The sequence below is a fragment of the Pseudogemmobacter humi genome, from assembly GCF_900609055.1.
Lineage (GTDB): Bacteria > Pseudomonadota > Alphaproteobacteria > Rhodobacterales > Rhodobacteraceae > Pseudogemmobacter > Pseudogemmobacter humi.
This window is the reverse complement of sequence record NZ_UXAW01000051.1, coordinates 305,987-322,367: the sequence shown is the minus strand read 5'-3', so window position 1 is coordinate 322,367 and position 16,381 is coordinate 305,987. Positions and strand designations below refer to the sequence as shown.

At 66.9% G+C, this 16,381-nt stretch carries 17 protein-coding genes; 4 read left to right on the top strand and 13 right to left on the bottom strand.

Translation table 11 applies throughout. From position 1 onward, the window contains the following. Nucleotides 1–23 precede the first annotated feature (23 nt). Nucleotides 24–1,922, bottom strand: a complete 1,899-nt coding sequence (locus XINFAN_RS07740) for a methyl-accepting chemotaxis protein (RefSeq protein WP_160144565.1) — start codon at nucleotides 1,920–1,922, stop codon at nucleotides 24–26. Nucleotides 1,923–2,057: 135 nt separating this feature from the next. Here XINFAN_RS07740 and zapE point away from each other — a divergent pair, with 135 nt between their 5' ends. Further along, nucleotides 2,058–3,149: a cell division protein ZapE gene (gene zapE / locus XINFAN_RS07735; protein ID WP_124085905.1), complete on the top strand. Its 1,092-nt coding sequence runs from the start codon at nucleotides 2,058–2,060 to the stop codon at nucleotides 3,147–3,149. A 67-nt stretch (nucleotides 3,150–3,216) separates the two neighbouring features. Here the strand turns inward: zapE and XINFAN_RS07730 are convergent, their stop codons facing one another. The 3 genes from XINFAN_RS07730 to serB are packed head-to-tail and all read right to left on the bottom strand — an operon-like array spanning nucleotide 3,217 to nucleotide 5,332. Continuing rightward, nucleotides 3,217–3,981, bottom strand: coding sequence for a TSUP family transporter (locus tag XINFAN_RS07730; protein ID WP_124085904.1), 765 nt, complete (start codon nucleotides 3,979–3,981; stop codon nucleotides 3,217–3,219). Next, on the bottom strand, nucleotides 3,981–4,460 hold the full coding sequence (locus tag XINFAN_RS07725; protein ID WP_124085903.1) for a GNAT family N-acetyltransferase: 480 nt from the start codon (nucleotides 4,458–4,460) through the stop codon (nucleotides 3,981–3,983). Before XINFAN_RS07725 ends, XINFAN_RS07730 begins: the two co-directional genes overlap by 1 nt. Continuing rightward, entirely contained in the window at nucleotides 4,457–5,332 is an 876-nt protein-coding gene (gene serB / locus XINFAN_RS07720; RefSeq protein ID WP_124085936.1) for a phosphoserine phosphatase SerB, read from the bottom strand. The genes XINFAN_RS07725 and serB overlap by 4 nt, the downstream gene beginning before the upstream one ends. Nucleotides 5,333–5,538: 206 nt before the next feature. Here serB and XINFAN_RS07715 point away from each other — a divergent pair, with 206 nt between their 5' ends. From XINFAN_RS07715 to XINFAN_RS07705, 3 genes are all read left to right on the top strand, one after another. Continuing rightward, on the top strand, nucleotides 5,539–7,533 hold the full coding sequence (locus tag XINFAN_RS07715; RefSeq protein WP_124085902.1) for a protein meaA: 1,995 nt from the start codon (nucleotides 5,539–5,541) through the stop codon (nucleotides 7,531–7,533). Nucleotides 7,534–7,723: 190 nt separating this feature from the next. Continuing rightward, a complete protein-coding gene (gdhA, locus tag XINFAN_RS07710; RefSeq protein WP_199286381.1) occupies nucleotides 7,724–9,085 on the top strand; it encodes an NADP-specific glutamate dehydrogenase in 1,362 nt (453 codons plus the stop codon). A gap of 114 nt (nucleotides 9,086–9,199) precedes the next feature. Next, entirely contained in the window at nucleotides 9,200–10,180 is a 981-nt protein-coding gene (locus XINFAN_RS07705; RefSeq protein WP_124085901.1) for an aldo/keto reductase, read from the top strand. On the opposite strand, the gene XINFAN_RS07700 is transcribed toward XINFAN_RS07705, so the two are convergent. The 9 genes from XINFAN_RS07700 to XINFAN_RS07660 form a co-directional block, all read right to left on the bottom strand. Then, on the bottom strand, nucleotides 10,171–10,371 hold the full coding sequence (locus tag XINFAN_RS07700; RefSeq protein WP_233352160.1) for a hypothetical protein: 201 nt from the start codon (nucleotides 10,369–10,371) through the stop codon (nucleotides 10,171–10,173). The genes XINFAN_RS07705 and XINFAN_RS07700 overlap by 10 nt on opposite strands. 144 nt (nucleotides 10,372–10,515) lie before the next feature. Further along, nucleotides 10,516–11,295: a succinate dehydrogenase iron-sulfur subunit gene (locus XINFAN_RS07695; protein ID WP_124085900.1), complete on the bottom strand. Its 780-nt coding sequence runs from the start codon at nucleotides 11,293–11,295 to the stop codon at nucleotides 10,516–10,518. 3 nt (nucleotides 11,296–11,298) lie between these two features. After that, nucleotides 11,299–11,604 carry a hypothetical protein gene (locus XINFAN_RS07690; protein WP_124085933.1) on the bottom strand — a complete coding sequence of 102 codons (306 nt, stop codon included), beginning with the start codon at nucleotides 11,602–11,604 and terminating at the stop codon, nucleotides 11,299–11,301. Continuing rightward, the gene (locus tag XINFAN_RS07685) at nucleotides 11,604–11,918 is read right to left on the bottom strand and encodes a hypothetical protein (RefSeq protein ID WP_233352159.1); all 315 of its coding nucleotides are present in this window, start codon (nucleotides 11,916–11,918) and stop codon (nucleotides 11,604–11,606) included. Before XINFAN_RS07685 ends, XINFAN_RS07690 begins: the two co-directional genes overlap by 1 nt. Beyond that, nucleotides 11,915–12,259 (bottom strand): succinate dehydrogenase, encoded by a 345-nt coding sequence (locus XINFAN_RS07680; protein WP_124085899.1) that lies wholly within the window; start codon nucleotides 12,257–12,259, stop codon nucleotides 11,915–11,917. The genes XINFAN_RS07685 and XINFAN_RS07680 overlap by 4 nt, the downstream gene beginning before the upstream one ends. Beyond that, nucleotides 12,259–14,064, bottom strand: coding sequence for a succinate dehydrogenase flavoprotein subunit (gene sdhA / locus XINFAN_RS07675; protein ID WP_124085898.1), 1,806 nt, complete (start codon nucleotides 14,062–14,064; stop codon nucleotides 12,259–12,261). Before sdhA ends, XINFAN_RS07680 begins: the two co-directional genes overlap by 1 nt. Before the next feature lie 65 nt (nucleotides 14,065–14,129). After that, complete coding sequence (sdhD, locus tag XINFAN_RS07670; protein ID WP_124085897.1) at nucleotides 14,130–14,501, bottom strand: succinate dehydrogenase, hydrophobic membrane anchor protein; 372 nt, start codon at nucleotides 14,499–14,501, stop codon at nucleotides 14,130–14,132. Nucleotides 14,502–14,511: 10 nt separating this feature from the next. Then, a complete protein-coding gene (sdhC, locus tag XINFAN_RS07665) occupies nucleotides 14,512–14,901 on the bottom strand; it encodes a succinate dehydrogenase, cytochrome b556 subunit (protein ID WP_124085896.1) in 390 nt (129 codons plus the stop codon). A gap of 390 nt (nucleotides 14,902–15,291) precedes the next feature. After that, nucleotides 15,292–16,320: a MaoC family dehydratase gene (locus tag XINFAN_RS07660; protein ID WP_124085895.1), complete on the bottom strand. Its 1,029-nt coding sequence runs from the start codon at nucleotides 16,318–16,320 to the stop codon at nucleotides 15,292–15,294. Nucleotides 16,321–16,381: the final 61 nt, after the last annotated feature.

Sequence of the window (16,381 nt, the reverse complement as noted above, 5' to 3'; positions counted from 1 at the left end):
TCCGCCCCCCGCGTTCAGCAGCCTCAGAAATCCTCCCATTGCGCGGCATCGGTGCCGGTCCGCGCCAGCGGCACCGGGGTGAAGCTCTCGACCGTGACCGGCACCGGGCGCCGCGGCGGCAGCGCGGGATGGCGCGCGGTCTCGGCCCCGGCGGGCACAGTGAAGCGCGCCAGCGTCTCGCTCAGCCGCATAGCGTCGTTGTGCAGCGCGTCGCTTGATGTCGTGCTCTGCACCACAACCGCGGCATTGCGCTGCGTCACCTCGTCAAGCTGCTTCACCCCGGTATTGATCTCCGACAGGCCCAGCGACTGTTCGCGCGCCGAAGCGGCGATATCCGCGATCAGCGTGGTCACGCTGTGGATATGCCCGATCATCAGGTTCAGCGCAGTGCCGGTTTCATGCACCAGGGCCGAGCCGGCCTCGACCTGCTCACTCGACTGGCTGATCAACCGCTTGATCTCGCGCGCCGATTCCGAGGCCCTTTGCGCCAGCGAACGCACCTCGGAGGCGACCACGGCGAAGCCCTTCCCCGCCTCGCCCGCCCGCGCCGCCTCGACCCCGGCATTCAGCGCCAGCAGGTTGGTCTGAAAGGCGATGTCGTCGATCACATCGGTGATCCGGGTGATCTGGCGCGAGCTTTGTTCGATCTGCTCCATCGCCTGGATCGCCCGGCGCACCACCTGTCCGCTTTCCTCGGCCTGACGGCCGTTCTCGGCCATCTGGCTGTCGGCGCTGGCGGCGTTTCCGGCCGTCGACTGTACCGAGGCGGTCAGTTCATCCAGCGCGGCGGCGGTCTCCTCCAGCGTTGCGGCCTGGGTTTCGGTGCGGTTCGACATGTCCTGGGCGATGGAGTTGAACTCGGCCGCACCGCTGTCGACCGAGGCCGCGATCTGCCGGATCATCACCATGGTTTCCGCCAGCATATCCACCACGCCGTTGAAATTGCACCGCAAATCCTCATACCGCGCCGGGAACGGATCGTCAGACGGGCTGGCGATCGAAGCGGTCAGATCCAGCGCCGACAGCCGCGTCAGCGAATCCGACAGATCGCGCACCACGCGGCCCTGCTCGGCCTCGCGCCGGGTGGCTTCGGCGCTCATCGCCTGCGCCTCTTCGACCGAGCGGCGCCAGTCCTCGAACCCGCGGGCGAAGGTGCCGATCTCGTCCTGGCGTTGCAGGGCGGGCACGGCAACGCCGGTATCGCCGCCGCGGATCCGCTCCAGCACCTGCGACAGCGTTCCCAGCGGGCGCAGCAGACTGCGGTTGGCCCACCACAGCACCAGTGCCCCGATCAGCGCCGAGACGGCCACGCCGAGCATGCCCTGCATCCAGGCCGAAGCCAGATCACCGCGCAGCACGGTTTCCGGCACGAAGTTGCAAAGTATGCCCACAACCCGGCCATCGGCGCCATGCAGCGGGATCAGATTGACGGAATAGACCTCGCCGAACAGTTCGGCCGGACCCATATAGCCCTCGCCCCGCAACAGCGGTGCGCGCGCGGGGTGATCGAGGCCGAGCGGCGAATCCACCCAGCGTCTGCCCTGATCGTCGGTCAGGCTGGTGGTCAGGCGGATGAAATCGCCCCGCGCCTCATCCCATCGCAGGATCGAGAAATGCGTGCCGGTGGTGCGGAACGCCTCATCCGCCAGCACATGGCTGCCGAAGCCCGGAATCCCCACCCAGACCGCATCGGTGACATTGCCGCTTTCGTCGATACGGTAGGACAGCGAGGGGAACATGTCCTGCGTCAGCCCCGCCGTCACCCGCGAGGCGGTCAGGATCATCGTCTGCAACCGTTCCTCGACCACCTGCGAGACCCGGTAGTTCGAGAAGAGCGCCCCCACCCCGCCGACCACAAGGAACATCAGCAGCGAAAGGCCGGTCAGTTTCGAGACCAGACCAGGCGGGCGCAGTCGTTTCATCATCATCCCCGGAATTGCATCGCACCGGGGCAGGCTGACAGGCAGCGGTGTAGATTCGGTTAGCGCTGGCGTGTCCGGTCGATTTGTTTCTATCTTGCGCCGCGCCCGGACGGGCGGCCCAGACCACGGAATCGAATGCGACAGACCCTGACCGAGATCTACGAAGCCCGCGTGAACGAGGGCAACCTGCGGCGCGATCCGGCGCAGCACGCCGTGCTGCCCGCGCTGGAAAGCCTGCGCAGCTGGCTGGAGAGCACGCCCGCGCGCAAGGGGGGGCTCTTGTCCGGCCTGTTCGGCAAGGCGCCGCCCGCACCGCCGCCGGGACTGTACCTCTGGGGCGGCGTCGGGCGCGGCAAATCCATGCTGATGGATCTGTTCACCGAGGCGACCGCGATCCGGGAAAAGCGCCGGGTGCATTTCCACGCCTTCATGCAGGAGATCCACCACGGGCTGCACGAGGCGCGCAAAACCGGGATCGAGGATGCGCTGGCCCCGGTCGCCGCAAAGATCACCCGCGAGCTGCGGCTCTTGGCCTTCGACGAGATGCAGATCACCGACATCACCGATGCCATGCTGGTGGGGCGGCTCTTCGGGAAGCTGTTCGCCGCCGGGGTGGTGGTGGTGACCACCTCGAACCGCCCGCCCGAGGATCTCTACAAGAACGGGCTGAACCGGCAGCTTTTCCTGCCCTTCATCGCCATGCTGCGCCAGCAGCTCAACGTGGTGGAACTGGAAAGCCCGAACGACTACCGCCAGCACCGGCTGAAAGGCGCCCAGGTCTGGTTCTGCCCGCCCGGCGCCAGCCGCGGCCGGATCGAGGAGATCTGGTCCGACCTGACCGGCGGCGCGGCGGGCGAGGTCCTGCGCCTGCCGGTCAACGGCCGCGAGGTGGAACTGCCGCGCTTCGCCAGCGGCGTGGGGCGGGCCGGTTTCTACGACCTCTGCGCGCGGCCCCTGGGGGCGGCGGATTACCTCGCCATCGCCGAAGCCTGCCGCGTGCTGGTGCTCGAGGACATCCCGCGGCTGTCGTCCTCGAACTACAACGAGGCCAAACGCTTCGTCACCCTGATCGACGCGCTCTACGAGGCGAAGGTCCGGCTGATCGCCTCGGCCGCCGACGAGCCCGAGCGGCTCTATATCGAAGGCGAGGGCGCCTTCGAATTCGAGCGCACCGCCAGCCGGCTGCGCGAGATGCAGGATGCGGCCTGGGGCACCGGGAGGGACTGACCTGCCGCTTTCATCCTGACCCAAATACCCCCGCCGGAGGCATCCGCCGCCGGCCGCGCGCGGGCGTTCAGCCCATGACCGCCTGCCAGATCAGCCGCAGCGCCATGGCCGAAGAGGTCACCACCAGCAGGGGCCGGATCAGCCGGGCGCCGATCCGCATCGCCAGCCGTGCGCCGACCAGCGCGCCCGCCGTTTGCGCCAGCGCCATGGCCAGCCCCAGCCCCCACCAGACCGCGCCCGAGGGGATGAACACCGCCAATGATCCGATGTTCGAGGCGAAGTTCAGGAGCTTGGTATGCGCCGTCGCCTTCAGCACGCCATAGCCCGCCAGAAGCACGAACCCCATCATGAAGAAACTGCCGGTGCCCGGGCCGAAAAAGCCGTCATAGGCGGCAATCGCCGGCACCAGGGTGAAGGTGAACACCGCCGGGCGCATCCGCTGCACCCGGTCCTGATCGCTCAGACCGCGGCGGAAGGCGAAGAAGGCCGCGACGCCGATCAGCACCACCGGCATGATGATGCGCAGCACCCCGGCGGGCATCAGATGCGCCACCAGCGCGCCGCAGGCGGCGGCCACGGCCGAAACCGCCGCCATGCCGAGTTGATCCCTCAGCCGCACATGCCCGGCCCGCGCATAGGTCAGCGCCGCCGTCCCGGCCCCGAAACTGCCCTGGAACTTGTTGGTGCCCAAAGTCTCGACCGGCGGCACCCCGGCCAGCAGAAGCGCCGGCACGGTGATCAGCCCGCCGCCCCCGGCGATGGAATCGACGAAGCCGGCGATGAACGCCGCCAGCATCAGAAGAAGCGCGATCTCGGTGGCGATGCCGATCATCAGAGATCCAGCCGCTTGCTGATCCGCCCGACCACGCGCCCGTCCGCCAGCGCCCAGGCCGGATCATGCGCGTAATCGGCAAAGCCGAGGCGCGCGTAACAGGCCAGCCCGGCAGGGTTGTCGGCCCGGATCGTCGCGTTCAGCGCGGTGATCCCCGCCGCGCGGCAGGCGGCGCGACTCGCGCCGAACAGCCGGACGCCGATCCCCCGCCTCTGATGGCCGGACGCAACGAATGTGCCGATATCGGCCATCCCGGCGGGCAGTCCGGGATGCGCCCCGACGGACTGGAACCCCAGAATCCGGCCCTCTTCTTCCGCGACATGGCAGCAGATCACATCCGCCCCGGTGATATAGCTTTCCCGCACCTCTGCGACGCTACGCGGCTGCTGATAAGCGGTGGTGCCGCCCAGAGCGATGATCCCGTTTTGCAGATCGGCCATCGCCCCGGCATCCGCCGCCCGCGCCGCGCGCAGGATCACGACGCGAACTCCTCGCGCGTGTAGCCTTGCAGGTAAAGCAGCGCGGTCAGATCGCCGTGGTTGATGCGGATATCGGCCTCGGCCTGGACCCGGGGCTTCGCGTGCAGCGCCACGCCCATGCCCGCATGTTTCAGCATCGGCACGTCATTGGCGCCGTCGCCCACCGCGATCACTTCGGCCGGCGAGACCCCGAGACGCGCGGCCAGTTCGTCCAGCGCCTCCACCTTGGCCTGTTTGCCGAGGATCGGTTCGGCGACGAGGCCGGTCAGCCGCCCGCCCTCGCACAGCAGCGTGTTGGCGCGGTTCTCGTCGAACCCAAGCGTCGCCGCGATGGCGGCGGTGAAGGCGGTGAACCCGCCCGAGACCAGCGCGGTATAGGCGCCATTCGCCCGCATCGTCGCCACCAGGTCGCGCCCGCCCGGCATCAGGGTGATACGGTCGCGCACCACCCGCGCGATCACCGCTTCCTCCAGATCCTTCAGCAGCAGAACCCGCTCGCGCAGGGCGTCCTCGAACTCCAGTTCGCCGTTCATCGCCCGCGCGGTGATCCCCGCGACATATTCGCCCACCCCCGCCTCATCGGCCAGCTCGTCGATGCACTCCTGGCGGATCATGGTGGAATCCATATCGGCGATCAGCAGGCGCTTCTTCCGCCCCGCCGAGGCGGTGACCGCAAGGTCGATCTTCAGCGCCTGGAGATCCTGCCACACCTGCCAGCGGTTTTCCGGCAGCGCGGGCAGCGCGAATTCCGCCGCCACCCCGGGGTCGAGCCAGCGCGCCTCGCCGCCGCCCCAGGCGTTTCGCAGGCTTTCCAGAGTGGCGCGGTCGATCACGGGGGTTTCGGGGCTGGTCAGCAGGGTCGCGGTATACATCATGCCTCGGCTGCGGAAAGGGATCTGGTCCCGCTTACGCGCAAATCACCGGCCAGACCAGTGGCCGCGGCGCCCCGCCGGAACCCGGGATTTTCGCGAACGCAGCGCCCGCGCCGCATTGCAGCGATTGACAATGACATTAAATGATCCATACGCTTCACCAAGAGAAACAATGTTGCGCATCCAATTCAGGCGACGAGGCAGCGATGACCCAGAACGCAGCACCCGATCAGGCGGCGGAAAAGCCGGTGAAGGACAAGCCCTGGCTGTTCCGCACCTATGCGGGCCATTCGACGGCAGCGGCCTCGAACGCGCTTTACCGCGGCAACCTCGCCAAGGGGCAGACCGGGCTGTCGGTCGCCTTCGACCTGCCGACCCAGACCGGCTATGATTCGGACCACGAACTGTCGCGCGGCGAGGTGGGCAAGGTCGGCGTGCCGGTCTGCCATCTGGGCGACATGCGGGCGCTGTTCGACCAGATCCCGCTGGAACAGATGAACACCTCGATGACGATCAACGCCACCGCCCCCTGGCTGCTCGCGCTTTACGTCGCGGTGGCCGAGGAACAGGGCGCGGATATCGCCAAACTCCAGGGCACGGTCCAGAACGACATCATCAAGGAATATCTCTCGCGCGGCACCTATATCTGCCCGCCGAAGCCCAGCCTGCGGCTGATCACCGATGTCGCGGCCTGGACCGGCAAGAGCCTGCCGAAATGGAACCCGATGAACGTCTGCTCCTACCACCTGCAAGAGGCGGGGGCGACGCCCGAGCAGGAACTGGCCTTCGCGCTGGCCACCGCCTGCGCGGTGCTCGACGATCTGAAAGGCAAGGTGCCCACGGCCGATTTTCCCAAGATGGTGGGCCGGATCTCGTTCTTCGTGAACGCGGGCATCCGCTTCGTGACGGAACTGTGCAAGATGCGCGCCTTCACCGATCTGTGGGAGGAAATCTGCCGCGACCGCTACGGAATCACCGACGAGAAATATGCGCGCTTCCGCTATGGGGTGCAGGTCAACAGCCTTGGCCTGACCGAGCCGCAGCCGGAAAACAACGTCTACCGCATCCTGATAGAGATGCTGGCGGTCACCTTGTCGAAGAAGGCCCGCGCCCGGGCGGTGCAGCTTCCGGCCTGGAACGAGGCGCTCGGCCTGCCGCGGCCCTGGGATCAGCAATGGTCGCTCAGGATGCAGCAGATCCTGGCCTATGAGACGGATCTGCTGGAATACGACGACCTGTTCGACGGCAACCCGGCCATCGAGCGCAAGGTCGAGGCGCTGAAACAGGGCGCGCGCGAGGAGCTGGCGCAGATCGACGCCATGGGGGGGGCGGTCGCCTCCATCGAATATATGAAATCGCGGCTGGTCGAGGCCAATGCCGAGCGCATCGGCCGGATCGAAAGCCAGGAAACCATCGTGGTCGGCGTCAACCGCTGGCGCGAGTCGGAGCCCTCGCCGCTGACCACCGGCGACGGCGCGATCATGGTGGTGGACGAAGCCGCCGAGGCCGACCAGCTCTCCCGCCTGCGCGCCTGGCGCGAGAGCCGCGACGAGGGACGTGTCCGCGCCGCGCTCGACGCGCTGCGCGAGGCCGCGCGAACCGGGGCGAATATCATGCCGCCCTCGATCGCGGCGGCGAAGGCAGGGGCGACCACCGGCGAATGGGGCGAATGCGTCCGCCTGGCCTTCGGCCAGTATCGCGGCCCGACCGGCGTGTCGAAAAGCCCGTCGAACCGCACCGAGGGGCTGGAGCCGATCCGCGAGGCGGTGCAGGCGGTGTCCTCGCGCCTTGGCCGCCAGCTTTCCTTCCTTGTCGGCAAGCCCGGCCTCGACGGCCACTCGAACGGCGCCGAACAGATCGCCGCCCGCGCCCGCGACTGCGGCATGGAGATCCATTACGAGGGCATCCGCCTGACCCCTTCGGAGATCGTCGCCGCGGCGGCCGATCAGGAGGTGCATGTGGTCGGCCTCTCGATCCTCTCGGGCAGCCACATCCCGCTGATCACCGAGACGATGGAGCGGATGCGCGCCGCCGGGCTGACCCATATCCCGGTGGTGGTCGGCGGCATCATCCCCGAGGACGACGCGGTGAAACTGCGCGCCATGGGCGTGGCCGCAGTCTACACCCCGAAGGATTTCGAGCTGAACCGGATCATGATGGATATCGTGACGCTGGTCGATGCCGAGGCGGCGGCGGCCTGAACCGCCCCCCTCTCTGACCGAATGAAGCGCGGCAGCGTCAAACTGCCGCGTTTTTGCGCGATAAATCAGTCATTCTGACGGCAAAACGCCTGATTTTCCGGCATTTCGCCAGAAACCCCCTTATCCCTGCCTGTAAACTGCAATATCCCGCGCCAGAAAGATCAATTTTCAGGCGAATCGGGGGGCCTTCATGGTGCAGCTGGACGAAAAACTGGAATCCATCCTCGCCGAGGTGATCAAGCGAAACCAGGGCGAGCCGGAATTCCACCAGGCCGTGCGCGAAGTGCTGGAATCCCTCGGCCGTGTGGTCGCCAAACGCCCCGATTTCGCCGATGACGCGCTGATCGAGCGCATCTGCGAGCCCGAGCGCCAGATCATCTTCCGCGTGCCGTGGATCGACGACAAGAACCAGGTCCGCATCAACCGCGCCTTCCGGGTCCAGTTCAACTCGGCGCTTGGCCCCTACAAGGGTGGCATCCGTTTCCACCCTTCGGTGAATGTCGGCATCATCAAGTTCCTGGGCTTTGAACAGACCTTCAAGAACGCGCTGACCGGCATGCCGATCGGCGGCGGCAAGGGCGGTTCGGACTTCGATCCGAAAGGCAAGTCCGACCGCGAGATCATGCGCTTCTGCCAGTCGTTCATGACCGAACTGCACCGCCATATCGGCGAATACACCGACGTGCCGGCGGGCGACATCGGCGTGGGCGGGCGCGAGATCGGCTATATGTTCGGCCAGTACAAGCGCCTGACCAACCGCTACGAGGCGGGCGTGCTGACCGGCAAGGCCCTGTTCTACGGCGGCTCGCGCGCGCGGACCGAGGCCACCGGCTACGGCAACACCTATTTCGTGCAATCGATGCTGGCGACCAAAGGCACCAGCTTCGACGGCAAGAAGGTCGTGGTCTCGGGCTCGGGCAATGTCGCGATCTACACGCTGGAAAAGGTCCGCAGCTTCGGCGGCACGGTCGTCGCGATGTCCGACAGCTCGGGCTATATCGTCGATGAGAACGGCATCGACCAGGAGCTGATCCAGGAGATCAAAGAGGTGCGCCGCGCCCGGATCTCGGAATATCTGCGGATCAAGGGCGAAGGCAAAGGCGTCTATTTCGTCAAGGCGGGCGACGGCACCATCTGGGACGTGGCCTGCGACGTGGCCATGCCCTCGGCCACCCAGAACGAACTGACCGGCAAGGATGCCCGCGCGCTGGTGAAGAACGGCGTGATCGCGGTGGGCGAAGGCGCCAACATGCCCTCGACCCCGGACGCGATCCGCATCTTCCAGGAGGCGGGCGTGATGTTCGCGCCGGGCAAGGCCGCGAATGCGGGCGGCGTGGCGACCTCGGCGCTGGAAATGCAGCAGAACGCCAGCCGCGATTCCTGGAGCTTTGCCCAGACCGAGGCGCGGCTCGCGGCGATCATGGGCTCGATCCACGACAATTGCGCCGCCACCGCCGAGGAATATGGCGCGCCGGGCGATTACGTGCTGGGCGCCAATATCGCCGGTTTCGTCCGCGTGGCCGAGGCGATGCGGGCGCTCGGGGTAATCTGAGCACCTTCGCCGGACAACAGGGGGCGTGGCCGCAGGGCCGCGCCCTTTTTCATTTCGCCCCTTGAACGATCCGATTCGCTCCTGTTGGATGGCGTCCCCTTAAAGGAGCCTTCCATGCAGAAACGAAATCTCGGGCGCCACCGGGTCGGTGCGATCGGCCTTGGCGCAATGTCCTTCGGCGGCATCTTCGGCGCGACCGATGAGGCGACGAGCCTCGCCACGCTGGATGCGGCCTGGGAGGCCGGGATCACCCATTTCGACACCGCGAACATCTACGGCAGCGGCGTCTCGGAAAGCGTGATCGGCACATGGCTGCGGACGCGCGGGCATACCGGCGGCTCGGGGCCGGTGATCGCCACCAAGGCCGGGATCGTCGACGGCCCGCCGCGCCGGTTCGACAATTCCGCCGCCTGTCTGCGCAGCGAGCTGGAGGCCTCGCTGAAACGGCTCGGGTGCGATCATGTCGGGTTGTTCTACATCCACCGCCGCGAGGCCGCCCGCCCGCTGGAGGAAGTCGTCGGCACCCTCTCGCGCCTGATCGAAGAGGGCAAGATCGGCGGTTACGGCCTCTCGGAGATCGCGCCCGCCACCCTGCGCGCCGCCCATGCGATCCATCCGGTGACGGCGGTGCAGAACGAATATTCGCTGTGGTCGCGGCAGCCGGAACTCGGGCTGATCCGCGCCTGCGCCGATCTGGGCGTGACCTTCGTTGCCTTCTCGCCGCTCGCGCGCGGGATGCTGGGCGACACGCCCCTGCCCCGGCCCACCGACGGCTTCCGCGGCGCCAACCCGCGCTTCACCGGCGCGAATTTCGCCGCCAATACCGCGCTGGTCGACGGTTTCCGCGCCTTCTGCCGCGCCCGGGGCTGGACCACCGCCGCCGCCGCGCTGGCCTGGGTGCTGCACCGGGACGAACATGTCATACCGATCCCCGGCACCCGCTCGGCCCGGCATCTGGCCGATTGGCAGGGCGCGGATGCGATCCGCTTCACACCGGGGGATCTGGCGGAGATCGAGCGCCTGCTGCCTGCGGGCTTCGCCCATGGCGACCGCTACGGCGACCATCAGTTGCATGGGGTGGAACGCTACTGCTGACGCAGGCAGTGCCGCGGCGCGCGCCCCGGGGCCAGATCGCATTCCGCCCCGCAGGCGGCGCAGCGCCAGTGCCCGGCGCCGCCCTGCCGCGCCTCGCGCCAGCGGCAGGCGCGGGTCAGCGTCGAGCCCCGGCGATAATACCAAAGCCCCAGAAACAGCAGCAAAAGCCCGGGCGGAAAGAGGAACATCATCTCCGGCACCTGCGCCTCTGGCCGGCCTGCGCCTCCGGCGGGGGTATTTGTCTCAGGATGAAAGGGCTTTCACCCTGAGACAAATACCCCGGGGGAGTCCCTGCGGCACGCAGGGACGGGGGCGGCGCCCCCTCCCCGGCCGGGTCAGGCGACGCGCTCGACCATCATTTTCTTGATCTCGGCGATCGCCTTCGCCGGGTTCAGCCCCTTGGGGCAGGTCTTGGTGCAGTTCATGATCGTATGGCAGCGATACAGCTTGAACGGATCTTCCAGTCCATCGAGCCGCTCGCCGGTGATCTCGTCGCGCGAATCGATGATCCAGCGGTAGGCATGCAGCAGCGCCGCCGGCCCGAGATATTTCTCGGAATTCCACCAGTAGCTCGGGCAGGAGGTCGAGCAGGACGCGCACATCACGCATTCATAAAGCCCGTCGAGCTTCTTGCGGTCCTCGATCGACTGGCGCCATTCCTTGGCCGGCGTGTTCGATTTCGTCTCAAGCCAGGGCATGATCGAGGCGTGCTGCGCGTAGAAATGCGTCAGATCCGGGATCAGATCCTTCACCACCGGCATATGCGGCAGCGGGTAGATCCGCACGTCGCCCTTGATCTCGTCCAGCCCCCAGATGCAGGCCAGCGTGTTGATCCCGTCGATGTTCATCGCACATGAGCCGCAGATCCCCTCGCGGCACGAGCGGCGGAAGGTCAGCGTCGGGTCGATCTCGTTCTTGATCTTGATCAGCGCGTCCAGAACCATCGGGCCGCATTTGTCCATGTCGAGATGATAGGTGTCCACCCGCGGGTTCTCGCCGGTGTCGGGATCCCAGCGATAGATGCGGAAGGCGCGGATATTGGTGGCGCCTTCGGGCTTCGGCCAGGTCTTGCCGGTGCGAACCTGAGAGTTTTTGGGCAGCGAGAACTGGACCATGGGTCAGCCTTTCCAGTCGGATCTTTGGTATAGCGGGCGGCTCGGCGCCTGCCCGGATTTCGACATGACGCAGGTGTCGTAGACGGCGGCGGGATCCTTCCCGGCCAGCCAGTCGGACGAGATGGTGATCTCGAGATCGCCCCGCGTCCGGGTGCCGCCCCTGCCGCCAGAGACAACGCCGATCCCGGCGCTGCCGGTGGGGCCGCGGGCCTCGCGCGCGGCTTGCAGGCATTGCTGTTCGGCAACATGAACCGGCAGCGGCCCGCAGGCCAGAAGCGCCATCGGCAAAAGAAGGGCGGCGGCGCGCATCATCTGACCTGCGGCAGGCCGCGCGCGGCGAAGCAGCTTTGCGCCGCCGGGCGCAGCGCGATGTTACGGATGTTCTCGCGGGTCTGGCTTCCGGCCTCGACCCCGGTGTCACGGGCCAGCGCGCGGATCTCGGGCATCGAGGCCGCGTTCAGGATGCAATCGGTCGCCTGTTCCGCCGGCCCCGCCGGCAGATCGCGGCTTACCACCGGCAGCACAACGCCATGCGCCAGGTTGCGCGTGGTCTTGTCGGCCAGCGCCTGCGGATCGCAGGCGGCCAGCAAGAGGACAGCGGGCAGCAGAAAAAGGCGGGTCACAGCGCGAGTCCTCCAACCGAGAGCATCTGCGTGGTGCTCAGCGACCGCACCAGGCATTGCGTCGCCTCGGGGCGGCTGGCGATGGTGCGCACCACCGGCCAGGCCTGGGCCGCGCCATTGGTGCCTGCCGAGGCATATTGCGCGAGCTGGATCAGCTCGCCCGTCTGCGCATTGTTGATCACGCAGTCGGTGAAGGGGGTGACATTCACCCCCGGCAGATGTTGCGCCGCCGCCGAATTTACCGCCGAACGCGCCAGCGAGCGGGTGGTTTCCTGCATCACCGCCTCGCCCGCCACGCAGGCGGGCAGTGCAAGGCAAAGGATGAGGGCCAGCCCGCGCATCAGAACTTCCTTTCCGCCGGGGCGATCTTCTTCAGGCTGATGCCGCCCTCGGCCTCGGTGGTCAGCGGATCGGTATGCACCGGTCGGTAGTCGAGCGTGACCCTGTTGCCCTCGACCCAGGCCAGGCTGTGCCTGCGCCAGGTCTCATCGTCGCGGGTCGGATAATCCTCATGCGCATGGGCGCCGCGGCTCTCGGTCCGGGCATGGGCGCCGTAGATCGTCGCCAGCGCATTCGGCATCAGATTGGTCAGTTCCAGCGTCTCCATCAGATCGCTGTTCCAGATCATCGAGCGGTCGGTGACCTTCAGATCGCCCATCTTGCCGGCGATTTCGGTCATCGCACGCTCGCCCTCGGCCAGGGTCTTTTCGGTGCGGAAGACGGCGGCGTCGCGCTGCATGGTCTTTTGCATCTCAAGCCGCAGATCGGCGGTCGGGATCGCGCCTTTCGCGTAGCGCAAAGCGTCGAGCCGGGCGAGCGCCTTGTCCACCCCGGCGGTATTGGTCGCGGGCACCGGCGATTTCGGATCGACCACCTCGCCCGCGCGGATCGCGGCCGCACGGCCGAACACCACGAGGTCGATCAGCGAGTTCGAGCCGAGCCGGTTCGCGCCATGCACGCTGGCGCAGCCCGCCTCGCCCACCGCCATCAGGCCGGGGAACACCGCATCGGGGTTCTCAGCGGTCGGGTTCAGCACCTCGCCCCAGTAGTTCGTCGGGATGCCGCCCATGTTGTAATGCACCGTGGGCAGAACCGGGATCGGTTCCTTGTTCACGTTGACGCCCGCGAAGATCTTCGCCGATTCCGAGATGCCCGGCAGGCGTTCGTGCAGGGTCTCGGGCGGCAGGTGGTTGAGGTGCAGGAAGATATGGTCGCCCTCGGCGCCGACGCCGCGGCCCTCGCGGATCTCCAGCGTCATGCAGCGGCTGACATAATCGCGCGGCGCCAGATCCTTGTAATGGGGCGCATAGCGCTCCATGAACCGCTCGCCGTTCACGTTGGTCAGATAGCCGCCCTCGCCGCGCGCGCCCTCGGTGATCAGGCAGCCCGAGCCGTAGATGCCCGTGGGGTGGAACTGCACGAATTCCATGTCCTGAAGCGGCAGGCCCGCGCGCGCCACCATACCGCCGCCGTCGCCGGTGCAGGTATGGGCCGATGTCGCCGAGAAATAGGCCCGGCCGTAGCCGCCGGTCGCCAGCACCACCATCTTGGCATTGAACACATGGATCGTGCCGTCGTCGAGCTTCCAGCACACCACGCCGGTGCAGCGCCCGTCGGTGATGATCAGATCCAGCGCGAAATATTCGATGTAGAACTCGGCGCGCTCCTTGAGCGAGCGGCCATAGAGCGTGTGCAGGATCGCGTGGCCGGTGCGGTCGGCGGCGGCGCAGGTGCGCTGCACCGGCGGGCCCTCGCCGAACTGGGTGGTATGGCCGCCGAACGGGCGCTGGTAGATCTTGCCCTCTTCGGTGCGCGAAAACGGCACGCCGTAATGTTCCAGCTCATAGACCGCGGCCTGAGCGGAGCGGGCCAGATATTCCATCGCATCGGTGTCGCCCAGCCAGTCCGAGCCCTTCACCGTGTCATACATATGCCACTGCCAGCTGTCGGGCCCCATATTACCAAGGCTCGCGGCGATGCCGCCCTGGGCCGCCACGGTATGCGAGCGGGTCGGGAAGACCTTGGTCACGCAGGCGGTGCGCAGCCCCTGTTCGGCCATGCCCAGCGTCGCGCGCAGGCCCGCGCCGCCGGCACCCACCACCACCACGTCATAATCGTGGACCTCGTAAGCGTATGCAGCAGTCATTTCCGTCTTTCCTTAACCGTGCCTGCCTGGCGCCGGCCTTTCGGCCAGCCTCACAAGGGCCGATCCTACAGAGCCAGTTTTACCAGAGCGAACAGCCCGGCTGCGATGACCGCCCAGGCAAAACCCGTCACGGCGACCAGAAGCAGTTTGCCCTTCGCGCCATGCACATAATCGACGATCGCCTCTTCGGCCTCGCTCTTGCAGTGGAGCGTGACCACAACCAGGGTCAGCCCGGTGATGATCGCCGGCCAGGGCCGCGAGAAATACTCCAGCACGCCCTCATGGCTGCGGCCAAGGCCGATGCCGAAGGTGAAGACGAACAGCGGCACCAGCACGATCAACAGAGCCGAGCTGATCATCATATGCCAGTGGTGATGGGTGCCTGCCCGTGCCGAACCCAGACCCTCGGCGCCCTTGCGGTCAGTGATGAAACGCATCTCAGTCTCCTCAAACCACAAGAACGGTGATCAGCGTCAGAACCGTGGCGCCGATGAACATGCCAAGGCCCATCACCTCATTGGCGCGGATCTCGACGAAATAGCCCAGATCCCAGATCAGATGGCGCAGACGGCCGAGCGCATGATACCAGATCGCCCAGACGGCAAGCACCAGCAGCACATCGCCCACGACGCTGGTCAGCAGCCAGTCGATGCAGTCGAAGGCGGCCGGCGAGGTGGCGGCGGCCAGCAGCCAGGCGACCAGAAGGAAGATCGTCCCGAGCGTCGCTATGCCGGTGATACGCACCATGATCGAGGAAATCGAGGTCATCTGCGGCCGGTAATAGGGGCCGATCATGAACGGAGACAGCGGCCTTTCGGCCCGCTTCGGTGCAGACATCTCTTGTCCCTTTGTCGCTGGCTGCCCCATCCATGTCGCCTGAGGGCGGTCTTCCGGGCGGAGCGCGCTTCGATACGTCCCTTGTCATAGCGTTTTTATCAGCCGAGTCACGGGGCACAATACCGGGTTGCCCCCTGTTCGCGCTAACCCGCGACTTTTTTCGCGGCCTATGTGATCACACAATCGATATGCGTGATCACACCTGTGACCACAAACAATTACCGATGATTTCATTCGGGAATTACCCGCCGGGCGCATCCCGCCCGCCCGCCGGGCGCAGGTTCTCAGCCGGCCCGCCTAGCCGCAACCTGCGCCTCCGGCGGGGGTATTTTCGTCAGGATGAAAGCCGCTTTCCTCCCGGGCCGGACACCCCGCCCGGGGGGCAGCCGGTCACAGCGGCATCAGCGCCCAGTAATCCAGATCCAGCAGCACCTCGGGCAGATATTTGCCCTCGCCATCCTTCAGCGCGAAAGGCGCGGCCCCCTGTTTCACCGCCACCAGCCGCAGCCGGAGCGCGCCCACGCCGGGCGCGGATGTCTCGGCCTTGTCCAGCACCTCGGACCAGGCCCGCACGGTATCGCCCGCGAAACAGGGGTTGGCATGCGCCCCCGCGTTCAGCGCCACGATCATCTGCGCATTCGCCAGCCCGTTGAACGACAGCGCGCGCGCCAGGCTGATCACATGGCCGCCGTAGATCAGCCGCCGCCCGTCCTCGCGCGCGGTCACGTCGAAATGCACCCTGGCCGTGTTCTGCCACAGCCTCGTGGCCAGCATATGCTCGGCCTCTTCGACGGTCACACCGTCGACATGGTCGATCTTCTCGCCGATCTCATAGCCGCGCTGGCGATGCGGCTCGCCGGCCAGGGTGAAATCGTAAGCGGTGAAATCGAGCCCCTCCGGCACCACCAGATCCGCCGCCGCCACCGCTTTTTGCAGGTGCGGAACCACCGGATCGGGCGCTGGCACGTCGCGGCGCTTGCGCACCATCACCCAGCGGACATATTCCAGCACCGCCTCGCCATGCTGGTTCAGGCCGCGGGTGCGCACGTAAACCACGCCGGATTTGCCGTTGGAATTCTCCTTCACCCCGATCACCTCGGATTCCGAGCGGATCGTATCGCCAGGCCAGACCGGCCGCAGCCAGCGCCCCTCGGCATAGCCGAGATTGGCGATGGCGTTCAGGCTGATGTCGGGCACCGTCTTGCCGAAGACGGTGTGGAAGGCGATCAGATCATCCATCGGGCTTGCCGCCAGCCCCGAGGCACGGGCGAATGCGTCGGAGGAGTAAAGCGCGCCGCGCGCCGGATAGAGCGCGTGATAAAGTGCGCGCTCGCCGCCCGAAACGGTGCGCGGCACCGCATGACGGATCACCTCGCCCACACGGTAATCCTCGAAGAAACGCCCCGGGTTGGTCTTCATCCTCGCCCCTTTCCGGCAGGGACGCCCGGCCCCTGCCCCTTTCATCCTGACCCAAATACTC

Bases quoted from the DNA above. Each gene is read 5' to 3' on its own strand.
- XINFAN_RS07740 (WP_160144565.1), bottom strand. From the start codon at position 1,922: ATGAAACGACTGCGCCCGCCTGGTCTGGTCTCGAAACTGACCGGCCTT.
- zapE (WP_124085905.1), top strand. From the start codon at position 2,058: ATGCGACAGACCCTGACCGAGATCTACGAAGCCCGCGTGAACGAGGGC.
- XINFAN_RS07730 (WP_124085904.1), bottom strand. From the start codon at position 3,981: ATGATCGGCATCGCCACCGAGATCGCGCTTCTTCTGATGCTGGCGGCG.
- serB (WP_124085936.1), bottom strand. From the start codon at position 5,332: ATGTATACCGCGACCCTGCTGACCAGCCCCGAAACCCCCGTGATCGAC.
- XINFAN_RS07715 (WP_124085902.1), top strand. From the start codon at position 5,539: ATGACCCAGAACGCAGCACCCGATCAGGCGGCGGAAAAGCCGGTGAAG.
- gdhA (WP_199286381.1), top strand. From the start codon at position 7,724: ATGGTGCAGCTGGACGAAAAACTGGAATCCATCCTCGCCGAGGTGATC.
- XINFAN_RS07705 (WP_124085901.1), top strand. From the start codon at position 9,200: ATGCAGAAACGAAATCTCGGGCGCCACCGGGTCGGTGCGATCGGCCTT.
- XINFAN_RS07700 (WP_233352160.1), bottom strand. From the start codon at position 10,371: ATGATGTTCCTCTTTCCGCCCGGGCTTTTGCTGCTGTTTCTGGGGCTT.
- XINFAN_RS07695 (WP_124085900.1), bottom strand. From the start codon at position 11,295: ATGGTCCAGTTCTCGCTGCCCAAAAACTCTCAGGTTCGCACCGGCAAG.
- XINFAN_RS07690 (WP_124085933.1), bottom strand. From the start codon at position 11,604: ATGCGCGCCGCCGCCCTTCTTTTGCCGATGGCGCTTCTGGCCTGCGGG.
- XINFAN_RS07680 (WP_124085899.1), bottom strand. From the start codon at position 12,259: ATGCGCGGGCTGGCCCTCATCCTTTGCCTTGCACTGCCCGCCTGCGTG.
- sdhA (WP_124085898.1), bottom strand. From the start codon at position 14,064: ATGACTGCTGCATACGCTTACGAGGTCCACGATTATGACGTGGTGGTG.
- sdhD (WP_124085897.1), bottom strand. From the start codon at position 14,501: ATGCGTTTCATCACTGACCGCAAGGGCGCCGAGGGTCTGGGTTCGGCA.
- sdhC (WP_124085896.1), bottom strand. From the start codon at position 14,901: ATGTCTGCACCGAAGCGGGCCGAAAGGCCGCTGTCTCCGTTCATGATC.
- XINFAN_RS07660 (WP_124085895.1), bottom strand. From the start codon at position 16,320: ATGAAGACCAACCCGGGGCGTTTCTTCGAGGATTACCGTGTGGGCGAG.